The following is a 17,104-nucleotide window of genomic DNA, read 5'->3' as shown; positions in this document are numbered from 1 at the left end:
TAAAGATATTTTTAAAATCTTCGACAGCTGGCATGGCAGTTGCGATATCCCATTCAGCCAGGACTGACATCGCGTTGGTACTGATGAACTGAATGGAGAGCACCATGAACGCACCTGCACCTACCACCGTTAAAACCTACCTGCGACCGATCGATCGAGACGGCCTGATGGCCTTCGCCGAGAAGGGCCGCAACAACCCGGCCAGCCGCGGCACTAACAAGGTCCGCACGGTCATGCAGGGCATGTACCGCAGCCTCAGCTATGTCGGTGACCACGAGGCCGTTGTGGTCGACGAGCCTCTGCACCTGTTCGGTGAAGACACGGCGCCCGCTCCGGGCGAGATCGTGCTCTCCGGGCTGGGTGGCTGTCTTGCCGTAGGAATTACAGCAGTGGCCACCTGGAAGCAGGTCAAGCTGAGCAAGCTGGAAATCTTCCTGGAAGCCGACATTGGCAACCCAGCGGCGTGGGGTGCCGGCGGTGCACCGATGCAACCGGAGCAAATGGGCTTCCAAGAGATTCGCGTAAAGGTCTTGGTGGAGGGCGATGCCACTCGCGAAGAGCTCGACGAGATCGTCAAGCACGCCAACTTCTACTCGCCCGTGGCCAATAGCATGCGCAATCCCATTCCGTTCAGCATCGCGCTGGCCGACTGAGCAACGCATCGAGGAGGTCGCCATGAACAGTGTCGCCGCGCCCGTTGCTGAGCTGACACCCAGCGTAAACGACAAAACCATGCTCCAGCGGGTATCCGAGATAGCCAGCGGGCCTCTCGCCGAGGCCGCCAACCGTATCGACCGGGAGGGTTACTACCCGTTGGACATCATGGCGCGCCTCGCCGAGGTGGGCGCGTTCGGCGCGCATCTGGACCGGCGCGGGGCCGACTTTGGGCTAGCGCTAGCAGCTAACAGCGAGATCGCCCGCAGTTGTGGGTCCACCGGCTTTCTCGCCTGGTGCCATAACGTCTGCGGCCTGTACATGGAGCAATCGGCGAACCCGGCTCTGCTGGCGCGCTTGAACGACCACGTCGAAGGTCGTAGCTTCGGCGGTACCGCACTGTCCAACCCGATGAAGGCCATGGCCGGCATCGAGCCGATGCTGCTGCGCGCACAGCGGGTGCCAGGCGGCTATCGGGTGAGCGGTTCACTGCCCTGGGTCAGCCACATCGCCCCCGGGCAATACTGCGGTGCGATCGCGGGTGTCGATCGCGCCGACGGTACTCGTTCCCACGAGATCATGTTTCTGCTCGATCTCGACGAGCGGGTCGACCTCAGGCATTGCCCCGCATTTTCCGGCATGGAAGGCACCAGCACCTGGGGCATCCGCCTGACTGATCACTTCATCGGCGAAGACCAGCTCATCGCCGACCCCGCCGGCCCTTTCGTCAACCGCGTCCGCGCCGCCTTCATCCTCCTGCAGGTCGGAATGGCGACCGGCCTGGTGCAGGCCAGCCTGGACGCGATGAACGAGGTCGAGCCGGTACTGGGGCACGTCAACCAGTTCCTTCATGACCGTCCCGACGTGCTCCAAGCCGAATTTGCCGAGCTCAATTCACGGGTCGCCGCGCTGGTGCGCACCCCTTACGAAACCGATAAGGACTTCATGCTCGACGTGCTCGATGCGCGCGTACAAGGCGCCGAGCTGGCCCTGCGTGCGACCCAGTCGGCCCTGCTTCACCAAGGCGCGCGCGGTTACCTGATGAGTGCCGGACCACAACGACGCATCCGCGAGGCGCAATTCGTGGCGATCGTTACCCCGGCGATCAAGCACCTGCGCTACCAGATGAACCGCCTGATGCAGGAGGCCCAGCCAGCATGAGTGCAATCACCCAAGCCTGGCGGCAGTTCATTTGCCGCGCCTGTGGCCTGATCTATGACGAAGCGCTCGGTGATCCGGACAGCGGGCTGGCGCCCGGCACCCGCTTCGAGGACATTCCGGATGACTGGGAATGCCCGCTTTGCGGCGTGACCAAGCTGGATTTCGAACCCTACGTGATGCGCGAGGCGCCAGCTGCCGTGGCGATGCCGGTCGGGCCTCGCGAGACAGGCATCGTGGTGGTCGGTGGCGGACTGGCCGGCTGGTCTGTCATCGAAGCCATCCGCGCCATCGATCAGAGCACCCCCATCACGCTGGTCAGCGGTTGCAAGGGCGACCTTTATCACAAGCCCGAACTGTCCGTTGCGCTCAGCCGCGGTCAGTCGGCCGACAAGCTGGTGCGCGAGCGCGCCGCCGAGGCCGCTGCTCGGCTTGGCGTGCGCCTTTTGCCGGAAACCTTCGCCGTAGGCCTATCCCCACGGCTCCGTCAACTGCGCACCACACGCGGCAACCTGAGCTACACCCGGCTGGTTCTCGCTCAGGGTGCCCGCCCCGCACTGCCCGTTGCGCTGCCGGCCGAGCTCTGCTGGCGCGTCAACCACCTGCACGGCTGGGCCGGCCTGCAGGCGCGGCTGGCCGAGCGCAGCCCCCAGGACGTGGCGGTTATCGGTGCCGGGATGATCGGCTGTGAGATCGCCGAGGACCTGGCGCGAGCGGGTCACCGGGTCACGCTGATGGATCGTCAGTCTTTACCACTGGCGAACCTGTTGCCCGAGCCGGCGGCCCGCCGTCTGAACGCCGCGCAACGCCAGTTGGGCATCGAGCTGCTCGGCGACGTCGAAATCGCCTCGCTGACCTCGCTCGCCGACGGCCGCAAGCGCCTGCTGACTCGCTGTGGCCAGCGCCGTGACGTGGATCAGGTGATCGCCGCTACCGGCCTGGCCACCGAACCCCGCCTGGCGCGCCTGGCCGGTCTGGACTTCGCACGCGGCATCAGCGTCGACCCCGCCACGCTGCAGACCAGCGACCCGGACATCTATGCCCTGGGCGATTGCATCAGTCTTGGCGGTATGCCCTGCCGCTTCATCGAACCCATCGCCCGTCAGGCGCGAGCCATCGCCGCCCATATCGCCGGCATGCCGGGCGCGCTCTATCGCCACAGCGATCCCGTCATCAGGCTGAAGACCGCCTCCTTGCCGATCGCCCTGCACGGCATGCCTCATGCAGACGGGCATTGGCATGTCGTCCAGGAAACCGATGGCTTTCTGCTCATGGAACAACGAACCAACGGCACGACTACGTCAACGCTGCGGGTTGGCCGCGCCGACGCCGCGTGACTGCAGACCAAACTGGAGGGTACAGACATGAGCGACAATAACTTCTTCCGCCCCTATTCGGAGCATGCCACGCTGACCGGTTGTGCCTGCGGAAAGCACGAAAGCCCCGAAGCGCATGATCGCGCTGCGGAACAGGCGCGACTGGCACGCTCGCGCGACCGGGAAATGCTGTCGCAGGACTTCGTCGAGGCCGCGGCGGTGCGCGCGCTCTTCCCTAACGACGTGACGCGCCGGCGCTTTCTCCAGGCGGTCGGTGTCGGCACGGCAATGGCCGCCATCTCCAGCGTGCTGCCGCTGACGTCACTGCAGGCGATGGCCGATGAACGCGGGCCGCTGGAAAAGACCAATCTGAAGATCGGCTTCATCCCCATCAACTGCGCCACGCCGCTAATCATGGCTGACCCGCTCGGGCTGTATCAGGAGCAGGGCCTGTCGGCAAGCCTGCAGAAGACCGCCGGCTGGGCACTGGTGCGCGACAACATGCTCAACGGCGAGCTGGACGCATCACACATGCTCGCCCCCATGCCGTTGGCGATCAGCATGGGCCTGGGCTCGAATCCGCAACCGATGCGGGTCGCCACCATCCAGAACATCAACGGCCAGGCCATCGTTCTGGCGCTCAAGCACAAGGAAAACCGCGACCCGAAGAACTGGAAAGGCTTCAAGTTCGCCATTCCCTTCGAATATTCGATGCACAACTTCCTGCTGCGCTATTACCTCGCCGAGCACGGGCTGGACCCGGACCGCGACGTGCAGCTGCGGGTAACGCCGCCGGCCGAGATGATCGCCAACCTGCGGGCCGGCAACATCGACGGTTTCTTCGGCCCCGAGCCGTTCAACCAGCGCGCCGTGTATGACCAGGTCGGCTTCATCCATGTGCTGTCGAAGGACCTTTGGGATGGCCATCCCTGCTGCTCCTTCGGTGTATCCGAAGCCTTCATCAAGGAAAACCCCAATACGTTCGCCGCGCTCTACCGCGCCATTCTCAACGCCGCCGCCATGGCTCAGGACAAGGCCCAGCTGCCGACCATCGCCAAGGCGATCTCGACGCCGAATTATCTCAACCAGCCGGAGACGGTGATCCTCCAGGCGCTTTCCGGGCGTTATGCCGATGGCCTGGGCCAGGTACAGAACGAACCGCAACGCTCAGGCTTCGACCCCATGCCCTGGTACTCCATGGCCACCTGGATGCTGACCCAGATGAAGCGCTGGGGTTACGTGAAGACGGATGTTGATTACAGCGCGCTGGCCGAGCAAGTGTTTTTGCTCACCGACGCACGCCGGCAGATGGCTGCGCTGGGCATGGCCGAAGCCGAGGCTCAGCTGGCCAGTGGCTACAAGCCGTTCGAGGTGATGGGCAGGCCATACGATCCGACCGCCCCGGACGACTACCTGGCCGGCTTCGACATTCCACGCATGAGGACCCGACCATGAACAATCATCTTCGCCTGAAGGCGGCGTTGGTCTCGGTATTGTTACTGGCCGCACTGTTGCTGGTCTGGCAGACCGCCACCCATACCCCCGCCCAGCAGACCGACGTGAGCGCGGCAGACGCCGAATACGCCGCGCTCATGGGACAAACGGCCGAGGCGCCGAAGAAGGACGGCTTCCCCACGCCGGCGCAGTTCTTCGAACTGGCTGGCCAGCAGCTAAGCGAACCCTTCTACGACCGCGGCCCGAACGACAAGGGCATCGGTATCCAGCTTGCGCATTCGCTCGGGCGCGTCGCGCTCGGCTATCTGATCGCACTGGCCGTAGCAATTCCACTCGGCTTCGTGATCGGCATGTCGCCGCTCCTGTACCAGGCACTTAACCCCTTCATTCAGGTGCTCAAGCCCATCTCGCCGCTGGCCTGGATGCCGATTGCGCTCTACACCATCCGCGACTCATCGGTCTCGGCAGTGTTCGTGATCTTCATCTGCTCGATTTGGCCGATGCTGATCAACACCGCATTCGGTGTAGCCGGGGTGCGCAAGGACTGGCTGAACGTCGCACGCACGCTGGAGGTATCGCCGCTGCGCAAGGCCTTCTGCGTGATCCTGCCGGCCGCGGCTCCAACCATCATCACCGGCATGCGCATCTCCATGGGTATCGCCTGGCTGGTCATCGTCGCGGCCGAGATGCTCATAGGCGGCACCGGTATCGGCTACTTCGTCTGGAACGAGTGGAACAACCTTTCGCTGGCCAACGTGATCTTCGCGGTACTGATGATCGGTGTCATCGGCATGCTGCTCGATCTCCTTTTCGCACAACTGCAAAAGAAGGTGACCTATGTCGACTAAAGCATTCCTCAAGGTCGAAGGGCTGAGCAAGCGTTATCAGCCAAGCCAGCCTCCCGTATTCGAGAACATCAACTTCAGCCTGGAACAAGGCGAGTTCGTCTGCGTGATCGGCCACTCCGGTTGCGGCAAGAGCACCATTCTCAATGTGCTTGCCGGCCTGGAGGAGCCAAGCAGCGGTGGCGTCGTCATGGCCGGCAAGGAAATCGCCGGTCCGAGTCTGGACCGTGGTGTGGTGTTCCAGGGGCATGCGCTGATGCCCTGGCTGACGGTCGAGCAGAACATCGCCTTCGCCGTGAAGTCCCGACACCCGTCCTGGTCGCGCCAGCAGATTGCCGAGCACGGTGCACGCTTTATCGAGATGGTCGGCCTGACCGGCGCTGCGCAAAAGAAACCGGCGGAGCTGTCCGGCGGCATGAAACAACGCGTCGGCATCGCCCGGGCCTTTGCCGTCGAGCCGAAGATGCTGCTGATGGACGAGCCATTCGGCGCACTCGATGCGCTGACCCGCGGGGTGATCCAGGACGAACTCGTGAAGATCTGCGCGGCGACCCGGCAGACCGTGTTCATGATCACCCACGATGTCGACGAGGCCATCCTCCTTGCCGACAAAGTGATGTTGATGAGCAACGGGCCCAACGCGCGGATCGCCGAGATCGTCATCAACACGCTGCCGCGCGAGCGAACCCGCGAGACCATTCATCACGACCCGCAGTTCTACCGAATCCGCAACCACCTCGTGGACTTCCTGGTGCGTCGCTCCAAGACCATCCAGCAAGGTGGCGAAGGCGTGCTCGGCGACCAGCCGCTGATCGTCCGCCCGGGCCTCGATGATACCGACCCACCACCGCCAGACCCGCGAACGCAGCAACCGCTGCGCCGCATCCACGCTGTTTGACTCCACCTACTGTAGGAACCGATCGATGATTACCGACCGCGCACAAGTTACCGAGATGATCATCTCCGCCAAGGTCACCAAGGGCATCAAATGGAGCCAGGCCGCCGAGGCCATTGGCAAGAGCAAGGAATGGACAACCGCCGGCCTGCTCGGGCAGATGGCCTTCGACAAGTCCCAGGCCGAAACGCTTGGCAAGCTGTTCGGCCTCACCGACGAGGCCGTGGCCTGGCTGCAGATCGTGCCGTACAAGGGCTCGCTGCCTACCGCCGTGCCGACCGACCCGCTGATCTACCGCTGGTACGAGATCGTCAATGTCTATGGCGGCACCATCAAGGAGCTGATCCACGAGGAATTTGGCGACGGCATCATGAGCGCCATCGATTTCTCCATGGATATCCAGCGCCAGCCGGACCCGAAAGGCGATCGCGTGAACGTGGTGCTGTCGGGCAAGTTCTTGCCCTACAAGAGCTACTGACCGCGCGGCCTTCCGACCCCTCGAACTTCTGTATGCAGGTTCAGCGCGCCGCGGCCATCGGCTGCGGCGACGAACCGACGTTCATCCTTGCCCAGCGGAGAACCCGTATGGATCCACTGTTGCTTGGCGGCGTCGCCGGCGTGCTGGTTGGCCTGAGCATGGGGCTGACCGGGGCGGGCGGCGGTGTACTGGCGGTTCCGGCACTGACGATGGTGCTGGGACTGGACTTGCACCAGGCCGTACCGCTTGGCCTGCTGGCGATCGGTAGCGCCGCACTGCTGGGCAGTCTCGATGGCTTGCGCCACGGTTTGGTGCGCTACCGGGCCGCGCTGTTCATGGCGGCGATCGGTGTGCTCACCGCATCGCTCGGTACCCGCCTCGCCCATAGGCTGCCGACCGACGCGGTGATGCTGCTGTTCTGCCTCGTACTGATCGTCATCGCCGTGCGGCAGTGGTCGCAGGGCATGACGCCGATCGCATCCGGCATCGCTGACGCTGCCCTGTTCAAGCCGTGCCGGCTGGCCCCGGACAACTGGCGCTTCTGCTGGACGCCCCGTTGCTTCATGCATTTTGGCGCGATTGGCGCCTCGGCCGGATTGCTCACCGGGCTGCTCGGGGTGGGCGGTGGATTCGTCATCGTTCCGTTCATGCGCCGCTACTGCGAGCTCGGCATGCAAGGGGTGGTGGCCACCTCGCTTGCGGTCATCGCGCTGGTTTCGCTGTTCAGTGTCGGACAGGCGTTGCATGCCGGGATCGTCGTGCCCCCGGCAGGTTGGCTGTTCATCGGCGCGTGCGCGCTCGGCATGGCAGCCGGGCGGCTGATGGCGGCGCAGTTCAGGGCGCGCACCCTTCAGCTCGGTTTCGCCGCGCTTGCCGCTGGCGTAGCCCTGGCGCTGGGCGCGCGCAGCCTTACCCACCTGCTTGCTTGAGAATCCTAATGACTCTGGATATCCGCTCGTTCTTCGATCCGGTCACCTCGACCTTCACCCATGTAGTTCATGCGCCAGGCCAGGCGCAATGCGCCGTAGTCGATGCAGTGCTGGGTTATGACCCGGTCACCCGCCTGACCGATACGCACATGGCTGATGAGGTGAAAGCCTATATTCAGGCCAGGGGGCTGCAGCTCCAGTGGTTACTGGAGACCCATGTCCATGCCGATCACCTGTCGGCCGCCAGCTACCTGCGCGCCGAACTTGGCGGGCGTATCGGCATCAGCGGCCGGGTCATGAAGGTACGCTGCACGCTCGTCGATCGGTACGGCCCGTTCCAGCAGAGGCCATACGACCACTTGTTTGCCACGGACGAAATGTTTTACATCGGTCCGCTGCGGACGCAGGCGCTTGCCGTGCCGGGGCACACGCCCGCCGATATCGCCTACCTGGTGAATAATGAGGTCGTGTTCGTTGGCGACACGCTTTTTCCACCGGACGTCGGCACAGCGCGTTGCGACTTCCCAGGGGGCAGTGCCAAGACACTGTATCGCTCCATCCAGCGTCTGCTGAGTTTGCCCGCGCATGTTCAGATGATGATGTGCCACGACTACCCGCCTCGCGACCGCGCGCCCATTGTCGAGTGCACCGTTGCTGAACAGCGCTCGACAAATATTCATGCGCGAAGTGGCATTTCAGAGGCCGAGTTTATCGAGATGCGTACCCAGCGCGACCGGACACTTCCAGCCCCACGCCTTTTGGGGCCATCCATGCGTGCGAATCTAGGGGGCTTGCAAACTGATCGTTGAGAAGCGGATAGGATCAGGCCGCTTCGCCTCAAGTTGCCAAGCGAGTAGCCGCCCCGCTACGGAAAAGCATGTGCGCCCGGACGGGTCTACTACGTGACCGCAATCAACAGCGCTGTTGAGAGCCCCCGGCGGAATAAGGCCCGGACTTGCTGTCGTTTGCATCCTACGGGCCAAAACAACTTCGTCGATATCAGCGATGCACGCCCATCTGCCAGACATACCCTCCTGCCATCAGCGAAACATGAATATTCGCTCAGCCGGCAAGCGCGACTTTCCAGGACCGTCTCCGTTGTCACGACTGCGATAGCCCAACGCGACCAAGAGCACGCCGGTCAGCCCATGTTGTGGCAATTGAAAGGCTGCATCGACCGAGGCCTGATCGAAATGCTCCATGGGTACGGCGTCAATGCCCAGCGCCGCCGCGCGGGAGATCAGAGAGCCAAGAGCGAGATAGACGTGCTTCTCCATCCAATGAGCCAGATCCTTGCGCTCATAACGGTGCAGGTTGATTCGACGTGCACGGGCGTGATGCTGAGCGATCTGAGCGCTGTCGTCTGAAAAGCGCCCCTCCGCAGCCTCCTGCGCCAGTAAAGCCTGGAGGTGCGAGTCACTCATGTCGGAAAGTCTGCAGAGCAATATGAAATGAGAGGCATCGAGCAGTTCGAGCTTTCTATTGGCATCGACCTGTTTGGCTGCATTTGCAAGCTGCGCTTTGGTTACCGCGCTTTCGGCAACTGAACTGGGCGATGAGTTTTCTGCTGCATTACGATGGCTCGCGATGACAAGTGCTCGCCATGAGCAACGTCGCGCACACGGAGTGAATCGCCCCAGCTTTCCTAGACACTCTCCAAGCTCTGGAAATAGCGCTTTTCAAACTCCACTGGCGATAGCTGCATAGCGCTGCTGTGCCGGCGCTTGGGGTTATAGAACATCTCGATGTAATCGAACACATCACTGCGGGCTTCTTCGCGGGTTCCGTAGGTTTTCCGTCGGATGCGTTCCCGCTTCAGCAACTGGAAAAAGCTTTCCGCGACCGCGTTGTCGTGACAGTTACCGCGTCGACTCATGCTGCTGATCAGGTTGTTGGCCTTGAGGAAACTCTGCCAGTCCGAGCTGCTGAACTGGCTGCCCTGGTCGGAATGGATCATCACTTCCTGCTTGGGCTTGCGCCGCCACACCGCCATCAGCAACGCATCGATGGCCAGATCGCTGCACATCCGAGGCTTCATCGACCAGCCGATCACTTGGCGAGAAAACAGATCCAGCACCACCGCCAAGTACAACCAGCCCTCATACGTGCGGATGTAAGTGATGTCGGTGACCCAGACCTTGTTCGGTTCACTGACATTGAACTGCCGCTCCAGACGGTTGGGCGAGGCCACCGGCGGCTTGCCACCGTAGTACCCGGGGCGCCGGCGATAACCGGTCTGCGAGCGCAGCCCCTCTCTCCTCATCAGGCGAGCCACACGGTGCCGGCCACAGGACTCGCCCAGCTCACGCAGGTCGTCGTGGATCTTGCGGTAGCCGTAGACCCCGCCGCTTTCCAACCAGACATGCTTGATCAATCCGAGCAGACGCTGATCTTCCTTGGCACGCGCGGATTTCGGCTCGGCCAGCCAGGCGTAGTAACCGCTGGGATGTACCTGGAGGGTCTGGCAGAGACGCCGTACCGGGTACTCCACCGACAGTTTGCTGATAACGGCGTACTTCAGCCGGACTCCTTGGCAAAGTACGCGGCGGCCTTTTTTAGGATGTCTCGCTCTTCGGTCACCCGCTTGAGTTCCGCGCGCAAGCGACGCAGCTCAGCCTGCTGATCATCTACCTGCTGCCGCTGTATTTGGGGTTTGCTGTAGCGCTTTACCCAGGCGTACAGGCTGTGCGCGGACACGCCTAGACGCTCTGCTACATCAGCAACGCGCAAGCCGCGTTCAGTGATGTGCTTGACCGCTTCAATCTTGAATTCTTCGGGGTAACGCTGGTTGCTCATGGCACCTCCTGCTGGGTCTCATTATGAGGCTTGGAGGTGTCTACGAAACTAGGGGCGATTCAGAGCTTGGTTAAATCGCAGGCTCGCAGTTTGCTGTCGATGGCTAAATCGAAGAGTGCCAGATCTCGGGTTCTCTCGGCGATTTACAGTCTCACTCGGATCGCCCAGATATCTCTCAGGCAGCGGTGCCTTCTGTCCGACTAATTTTCCTTTGTTCCAGGGCTGATGGCTGTACGTAGCAATGATGTTCATGGAAGTGTCCTCCGCATACGGGAGGACAAGGATGGTTAGCTCGGGCAAGGGACGCTAACCGGCCAGAAGCGGTCATTCTGTGTCTAGTAAAACCAGGGCGATTGAAGATTACTAGAAAAGGGCCGCATCAGCGGCCCTTGTTGTTTGTGGATTAGACATGAATGCGATGAACAGAAAGAGATTTGGAGCATCAACGCTTTCTCTCTACGGCGCTCAAACACTCATGCAATTCATTTTTTCTTGGATGAAATACTACTCGGCCTATTTAGCGAAGAGCTCAAGCGCTAACCAGCAGGCTTTTCAATAGATTTGGAGCCAACAACAGCCTTATCACTCTCGATTTTATTTTTCACAGTCACTAGACGCGCTTCATTTAGACTAAGAGCAGATGCCACTTCGGCATACTTATCCCAAGTTATTGGCTCCCCCTTAACCTTGCCATTCAAAGCAAAATGATCACGGTACCTGCCAATTAGGCTTTCACGGCCACTGGCATCCATATATCTCTTGGGGGTCAATCTAATTTGCACAGATTTTGCATCTTGCCAAGATGTGGTTTCCAAAAAGTTATTCGTAATACCCTCTTCCCCGCTTACGGAAAATTTCACCTTGCGAGTTTCTCCGGGTTTAAGTCCTTTGACCGATTCAATGCTCGTGAATTTATCAGTCTTGAACGCGCGACCTTGACCATTCAGGAAAATGTCGGCAGAGAAAAACATCCCGTCGACCGTCATTTTTGACGTATTCTTGACTTCGGCTGAAAAGACTATTTTTTTGTCGAAAAATTTGGTTTCCACCATGCCGGTATTAATAAAAACTGGCTGCATCGACATGTATTCGTTTGTTAATAACACGCTTCTACCGCTGGCAATCGCCTTCTCAGTTTCGGCAACGACTGGATAGAGCTCTTTGAGCTGCGCGTTGAGTTCAGAAATGGTTTTTTCCAGGCGCACCAGTTCTGCCTCGTTTCTTATCAAGCGGGCGCTAGCATACGTATATGCTTGATACTCGGCATAAGAATCAAATCCCTTTTTCTTTGCGATTTCTCTCTCGTAAGTATCCTTGATAAGTCCATATACATTCGTCGCGATGTAATTAAATGTATCTGCGTAAGAATATTGGCTTCTGGTGGATTCAGCGCCACCAGAAACTGTTTGATTCTCATATTTTATGTCTTGGAATGCCGTGTGCTCTGAAACGCTGGTGTGAACGACGACTTTAGCCTCACAGGAACGAGACTGCGCGTTCTTGTCTGCAGCGAGTGTTACGATTTCGGCAAGTTCTATATTCGTAATGTAATCCATTGCCCCTTCAGGCATTTCCTTTTGGATTCTCGCCTTAAAGTCTTTGATTATTCTTTCTTTCGTAACTGACGAATCACATTCCACTTCACTATCGAAGCATCCGGCCAGGCTCAACGCGATGCTCAGGAAGACTACTTTCTTTACGTGCTTTATTACCATTACACAACCATCCAATTGCATATATAGATGAAATATCAGCATCCACACTGGTTCCTGCCAAGAGCAATAGCCCTTATCTATCCCTTGAGCCAGCAGAGATAATGAATAGCACTTAATGAGCGCCTAATCCGGAGCCACAAAATATAGATGCTCCCCCTTATTGAGTACCGACTTAGGAACTGAATTTCTCGCGCCCGGATTATAAATGTAAAACCAGTCCGGGAGAGTTTCGGAAAGGCGCTCTAGGGAAACTCTGAAAAAGACTTTCTGATTTGGCAAAATACCGCGACCCCACCCACCGAGTTTCCCGATGAAGCAGATGACCTTCGCCGACGCCGAGTACGCTGGCAAGCGCAAGCAAACCCGCAAGGAGTTGTTCCTGATCGAGATGGATCGGGTGGTGCCGTGGAAGGGCTTGATTGCTTTGATCGAGCCACATTATCCGAAGGGTGAAGGTGGCCGTCCGGCCTACCCGTTGATGGCGATGCTGCGTGTGCATCTGCTGCAGAACTGGTTCGGCTACAGCGATCCAGCGATGGAGGAAGCGCTGTACGAAACCACGATCCTGCGCCAGTTTGCCGGGCTGAACCTGGAGCGCATTCCCGACGAAACCACCATCCTCAACTTCCGCCGCCTGCTGGAGAAACACGAACTGGCTGCCGGTATCCTGGCCGTCATCAATGGCTATCTCGGTGACCGCGGTCTGTCGCTGCGTCAGGGCACTATCGTCGATGCTACGTTGATCCATGCACCCAGTTCGACCAAGAACAAGGACGGCAAGCGCGACCCGGAGATGCACCAGGCCAAGAAGGGTAACCAGTACTACTTCGGCATGAAGGCCCACATCGGTGTGGATGACGAGTCGGGGCTGGTGCATAGCGTGGTTGGCACGGCGGCCAACGTGGCGGATGTCACCCAGGTCGACAAACTGCTGCATGGCGTGGAGAACGTCGTCTGCGCCGATGCCGGTTACACCGGGGTCGAAAAGCGCTCAGAACATGCGGGCCGCGAAGTGATCTGGCAGGTCGCGGCGCGTCGCAGCACATACAGAAAACTCGGCAAGAACAGCCCGCTCTACAAAGCCAAGCGCAAGATCGAAAAGGCCAAGGCGCAGGTGCGGGCCAAGGTCGAGCACCCATTCCGGGTGATCAAGCGCCAGTTCGGTTACGTGAAGGTACGCTTCCGCGGCCTGGCCAAGAACACCGCGCAGCTGATGACACTGTTCGCGCTGTCGAACCTGTGGATGGCGCGCCGACATTTGCTGACGAATGCAGGAGAGGTGCGTCTGTAATGCGGGAAATGGCCGGCGCGAGGTGCTCGCGCCGGCTATAAATCCGGAAAGAGGGGGATGATTTGATCGTTTTTTGATCGATTGCCCGCTTTCAAAATCGGCAAGGGCTGAAGTTGACGCGAAATACCCGGCTACTTCAGACCTTCCCTAGCTCTTCAAGTTGCTTATAGCTATTCAAGCGACCAAAACCAAGTACCAGCGGGCCGTAGACCTCACCATTGCGCTGCATAAAAACAGGGGCAGGCTCTTTTTCAGGCGTTACACCAGCCACCATGTCAACTAGCTGGGTAAAGGAACCGGTTAACCGTTTTCGCCATATGGCTCATCCAGAATGTATTGAAGCTTCCTCGATGCGATAGCGGCCTTTTCTTCCGGTGACTTATCAGAAATTTCCGCCCACGCCTGATTGACGGCCTTTTCAGCTACCGCAACCGCCTCTTTTCCTCCGGAGGGAGCCAAGTCGGCAGGAACCCACGCCGCAATTTGGTAGTGGCTGCTAGCGGACGCTGGAGCGAAACCAGATAGGAGGATCATGGACGGATCTAAAGTTACGGCGGACATGACCAGCTGCCCGTTACGGTAACCATTAGGGTCAGCCCCGGAAGCTTTTGCGTTTGTCTCAAACTCCTCGCGGCTTTCATCCGTTGCGGAGAGGTTTAGATTCTCAGCAAACTGAAGTGCTCTAGAAGGTTCTCCAGTACGGGGAACTAGCCCACAACCTGCCAAGGTGATAGCAAGAGCAAAAACCGCGCCTTTCCCTAACACACTCAACCGTTCCATTGCTCTGTAAAATGAGCACTGATTCTAACTGATGGCACCTGGCCACTCCAAGTTGAGTGCGCAGACTTGGCGCTAGCGGAGGTCTCCTTCTGGCCGGTTAGCGACCACTGCTCTGGCTAGCCATGCTTGCCCTCCCACATGTGGAGGACTTGCCATGAAACATCATTGCTACCTGTAGCCGTCAGCCCTGGAACAAAGGTAAGTTGGTCGGGCAGAAAACCCCACTCCGACTGAGAGATATCTGGGCCATCCGAGTAAGGCTTCAAATTGCAGAAAGATCCCGGGATCTGGCTCTCTTCGATCTGGCCATCGACAGCAAGCTTCGAGCCTGCGACTTAACCAAACTCCGTGTGTGCGACGTTGCTCAGTAAGCGCGTGCGCTTCTACTCCACGGTCGATCTGGTCAATCTGCTGGAGCGCGAAAAACACGACGGCAAAGCCGGGCGGATCGCCCAGGCACTGCTGCGCATGGATCTGGTCATCCTCGACGAACTGGGTTATCTGCCGTTCAGCCAGGCTGGCGGTGCGTTGCTGTTTCACCTGCTGTCCAAGCTGTACGAACACACCAGCGTGGTGATCACCACCAACCTGAGCTTCGCCGAATGGTCGAGCGTGTTCGGCGACGCCAAGATGACCACCGCCCTGCTGGATCGGCTGACCCACCACTGCCACATCGTCGAAACCGGTAACGAGTCCTATCGCCTGCAACACAGTAGCTTGGCGGCCCAGGCCAAGATCAAATCACGGGAGCGAAAGCGTAAGGGCGGCCAAGAACCGGAGGACGATGAGCCGTTCTGATTTCATGGCGACGACGGCCTGCTACATGGCTGCGTGTGGCAGGTCTTAAACAACTGAACTGGGCTAGCGAAGGAGTGGGGGCAACAGCAGCTGCGCTGGTAGACTTATCCACAGTTGCTGGTAACAAAATCAGCAATCCGCCCTGGGTCAAATTTCAATCGGCAGGGTGGGTCAATTTTCCATCAGCGCCAACACCAGTACCTGCAGGAAGACCCGGCGACGGTGCTGAGCATGCTCTGGCACGGCTTCCCGGTGCTGCGGCTGCTGGCCGCCTGGCTCGCGGCGAGCGCCGCGCTGTTCGCGCTGTTCGGCTGGCTGGAGCGCCGCACCCGCGCCGCTCCGGTGAGCCTGGCGAGCGCGCCGGCCCGCCGCGGCGCGAGCTGGCCGGCGCGGTTCGCGGTGTTCGGCGTGTTGCTGGTGGTCAGCGTGGTGGCCGCGCGCGGCACGCTGCGTCAGGGCCCGCCGCTGCGCTGGGGCGATGCCTTCACCACCGCCTCGACCTTCGCCAACCACCTCGGGCAGAACGCCACGCTGTCGCTCTACGATGCGGCGCGCAACCGCTTCTCGAGCCATCGCGACAACAGCTGGAAGGCGACACTGCCGGTTGCGGATGCGCAGGCGATCGCCCGCGAGCTGCTGCTGACCGCCAACGACCGGCTGGTGGATGCCGAGCTGGCGCCGGTGCGCCGTGACTTCCTGCCGCCGGCCGACGGCCAGCTGGCGGTGCGCAACGTGGTGGTGATCCTCATGGAGAGCTTCGCCGGCCGCTACGTCGGCGCGCTCGGCAGTGCCGACGGCATCACGCCGAACTTCGACCGCCTGGCCGGCGAGGGGCTGCTGTTCGAGCGCTTCTTCGCCAACGGCACCCACACGCATCAGGGCATGTTCGCCAGCATGGCCTGCTTTCCCAACCTGCCGGGCTTCGAGTACCTGATGCAGACGCCCGAAGGCGGCCATCGCTTCTCCGGCCTGCCGCAGCTGCTCGGTGCGCGGGCGTTCGACGACGTTTACGTCTACAACGGCGATTTCGCCTGGGACAACCAGGCGGGGTTCTTCGGCAATCAGGGCATGAAGCGCTTCGTCGGCCGCAACGACTATGTGAATCCGGTGGTTTCCGACCCGACCTGGGGCGTTTCCGATCAGGACATGTTCGCCCGTGCCGCCGAGGAGCTGGGCAAGCTGGATAACGGCGCGCCGTTCTATGCATTGCTGCAGACGCTGTCCAACCACACGCCCTACGCGCTGCCGGACCCGCTGCCGGTGGCCGCGGTGCAGGGCCACGGCGCGCTGGATGCGCACCTGACGGCGATGCGCTATGCGGATTGGGCGCTGGGGCAGTTCTTCGAGCGGGTACGCCACGAACCCTGGTTCAAGCAGACGCTGTTCGTGGTGGTCGGTGACCACGGGTTCGGCGCGCCGGAGGAAGTCACCGAGATGGACCTGCTGCGCTTCCACGTACCGCTGCTGCTGATCGCCCCGGCATCACCGAGCGTTTCGGCAGCCGTCGCGAGGTGGTCGGTACGCAGGTGGATGTGGTGCCGACCATCATGGGCCGCCTCGGTGGCGAGGTGCGTCACCAATGCTGGGGCCGCGACCTGCTCAGCCTGGCGGCGGGCGATCCGGGGTTCGGCATCGTCAAGCCGTCGGGCAGCGATCAGACCGTGGCGCTGATCCGTGGTGATCGGGTGCTGGTGCAGCCCAAGGAACAGCCGGCGCGGCTGTATCGCTATCGCCTGGGCCGCGCGCCTGCGGGCGAGCGGATCGCCGCGGCCGAGGATCAGCCGCAGCTGCTGCGCCAGCTGCACGCCTATCTGCAGACCGCCACCGCCAGCCTGCTGGCCAACACCAGTGGCGATCGCAGCGGCGAGGGCGAGTCGGACGCGGTGACCGCCGGGGTGCCGCTTGCGGTGAAAGCGGTCACGCCGGCGCGACCGGGCAAGGGCTGAGCGGCGGCGATCAGTGTTCCAGCGGCTTGAAGCCGTCGTCGGCGAAGT

Annotated in this window: 14 protein-coding genes and 6 pseudogenes; 13 read left to right on the top strand and 7 right to left on the bottom strand. The window is 60.6% G+C overall.

Features of this window, described 5'->3' with window-relative positions; all coding sequences use genetic code 11:
• Positions 1–104: 104 nt before the first annotated feature.
• From AC4LFW_RS18755 to AC4LFW_RS18715, 9 genes are all read left to right on the top strand, one after another.
• Positions 105–653, top strand: coding sequence for an OsmC family protein (locus AC4LFW_RS18755; RefSeq protein WP_023082837.1), 549 nt, complete (start codon positions 105–107; stop codon positions 651–653).
• A gap of 22 nt (positions 654–675) precedes the next feature.
• Complete coding sequence (locus AC4LFW_RS18750; RefSeq protein ID WP_023082836.1) at positions 676–1,815, top strand: acyl-CoA dehydrogenase family protein; 1,140 nt, start codon at positions 676–678, stop codon at positions 1,813–1,815.
• Positions 1,812–3,149, top strand: a complete 1,338-nt coding sequence (locus AC4LFW_RS18745; RefSeq protein WP_023082835.1) for an FAD-dependent oxidoreductase — start codon at positions 1,812–1,814, stop codon at positions 3,147–3,149. Before AC4LFW_RS18750 ends, AC4LFW_RS18745 begins: the two co-directional genes overlap by 4 nt.
• A 27-nt stretch (positions 3,150–3,176) precedes the next feature.
• A complete protein-coding gene (locus AC4LFW_RS18740; protein ID WP_042924922.1) occupies positions 3,177–4,583 on the top strand; it encodes an ABC transporter substrate-binding protein in 1,407 nt (468 codons plus the stop codon).
• Entirely contained in the window at positions 4,580–5,431 is an 852-nt protein-coding gene (gene ntrB / locus AC4LFW_RS18735) for a nitrate ABC transporter permease (protein ID WP_004350202.1), read from the top strand. The genes AC4LFW_RS18740 and ntrB overlap by 4 nt, the downstream gene beginning before the upstream one ends.
• Complete coding sequence (locus tag AC4LFW_RS18730) at positions 5,421–6,326, top strand: ABC transporter ATP-binding protein (RefSeq protein WP_023082833.1); 906 nt, start codon at positions 5,421–5,423, stop codon at positions 6,324–6,326. The genes ntrB and AC4LFW_RS18730 overlap by 11 nt, the downstream gene beginning before the upstream one ends.
• A gap of 25 nt (positions 6,327–6,351) precedes the next feature.
• Positions 6,352–6,801 (top strand): cyanase, encoded by a 450-nt coding sequence (cynS, locus tag AC4LFW_RS18725; RefSeq protein WP_004350204.1) that lies wholly within the window; start codon positions 6,352–6,354, stop codon positions 6,799–6,801.
• Between the two features lie 107 nt (positions 6,802–6,908).
• Positions 6,909–7,730: a sulfite exporter TauE/SafE family protein gene (locus AC4LFW_RS18720; protein WP_023082831.1), complete on the top strand. Its 822-nt coding sequence runs from the start codon at positions 6,909–6,911 to the stop codon at positions 7,728–7,730.
• Positions 7,731–7,738: 8 nt separating this feature from the next.
• Positions 7,739–8,539, top strand: a complete 801-nt coding sequence (locus tag AC4LFW_RS18715; protein WP_249121686.1) for an MBL fold metallo-hydrolase — start codon at positions 7,739–7,741, stop codon at positions 8,537–8,539.
• A gap of 231 nt (positions 8,540–8,770) precedes the next feature.
• On the opposite strand, the pseudogene AC4LFW_RS18710 reads toward AC4LFW_RS18715, so the two are convergent.
• The 5 genes and pseudogenes from AC4LFW_RS18710 to AC4LFW_RS18690 form a co-directional block, all read right to left on the bottom strand.
• A pseudogene (locus AC4LFW_RS18710) lies at positions 8,771–9,277 on the bottom strand (nitroreductase family protein); the annotation flags it as partial.
• Positions 9,274–9,357 (bottom strand): annotated as a pseudogene (locus tag AC4LFW_RS18705) (integrase); the annotation flags it as partial. The pseudogenes AC4LFW_RS18710 and AC4LFW_RS18705, both read right to left, overlap by 4 nt.
• A gap of 18 nt (positions 9,358–9,375) precedes the next feature.
• A protein-coding gene (locus AC4LFW_RS18700; RefSeq protein WP_491821012.1) for an IS3 family transposase occupies positions 9,376–10,526 on the bottom strand; the annotation gives its coding sequence in 2 pieces (ribosomal slippage) (positions 9,376–10,289 and positions 10,289–10,526; 1,152 coding nt in all).
• Positions 10,527–10,588: 62 nt separating this feature from the next.
• Positions 10,589–10,778 (bottom strand): annotated as a pseudogene (locus AC4LFW_RS18695) (integrase); the annotation flags it as partial.
• 284 nt (positions 10,779–11,062) lie between these two features.
• Positions 11,063–12,283: a hypothetical protein gene (locus AC4LFW_RS18690; protein WP_491821011.1), complete on the bottom strand. Its 1,221-nt coding sequence runs from the start codon at positions 12,281–12,283 to the stop codon at positions 11,063–11,065.
• Between the two features lie 268 nt (positions 12,284–12,551).
• Here AC4LFW_RS18690 and AC4LFW_RS18685 point away from each other — a divergent pair, with 268 nt between their 5' ends.
• A complete protein-coding gene (locus AC4LFW_RS18685) occupies positions 12,552–13,532 on the top strand; it encodes an IS5 family transposase (protein ID WP_248492605.1) in 981 nt (326 codons plus the stop codon).
• Between the two features lie 136 nt (positions 13,533–13,668).
• Here the strand turns inward: AC4LFW_RS18685 and AC4LFW_RS18680 are convergent, their stop codons facing one another.
• Together AC4LFW_RS18680 and AC4LFW_RS18675 are read right to left on the bottom strand one after the other, a co-directional pair.
• Complete coding sequence (locus AC4LFW_RS18680) at positions 13,669–13,806, bottom strand: hypothetical protein (protein WP_491821009.1); 138 nt, start codon at positions 13,804–13,806, stop codon at positions 13,669–13,671.
• Positions 13,807–13,832: 26 nt separating this feature from the next.
• Positions 13,833–14,312 (bottom strand): hypothetical protein, encoded by a 480-nt coding sequence (locus AC4LFW_RS18675; protein ID WP_491821007.1) that lies wholly within the window; start codon positions 14,310–14,312, stop codon positions 13,833–13,835.
• Positions 14,313–14,473: 161 nt separating this feature from the next.
• Between AC4LFW_RS18675 and AC4LFW_RS18670 the strand changes: the two are divergent.
• The 3 pseudogenes from AC4LFW_RS18670 to AC4LFW_RS18660 all read left to right on the top strand — a co-directional run.
• Positions 14,474–14,677 (top strand): annotated as a pseudogene (locus AC4LFW_RS18670) (integrase); the annotation flags it as partial.
• A pseudogene (gene istB / locus AC4LFW_RS18665) lies at positions 14,676–15,110 on the top strand (IS21-like element ISPst3 family helper ATPase IstB); the annotation flags it as partial. The pseudogenes AC4LFW_RS18670 and istB, both read left to right, overlap by 2 nt.
• Before the next feature lie 177 nt (positions 15,111–15,287).
• Positions 15,288–17,056: pseudogene (locus AC4LFW_RS18660) on the top strand (LTA synthase family protein); the annotation flags it as partial.
• Between the last annotated feature and the right edge of the window lie 48 nt (positions 17,057–17,104).

Source organism: Stutzerimonas sp. C6.4V (genome assembly GCF_058536345.1).
Note: the sequence above shows the minus strand (reverse complement) of the source record. Positions and strands in the feature narration are given on the sequence as shown.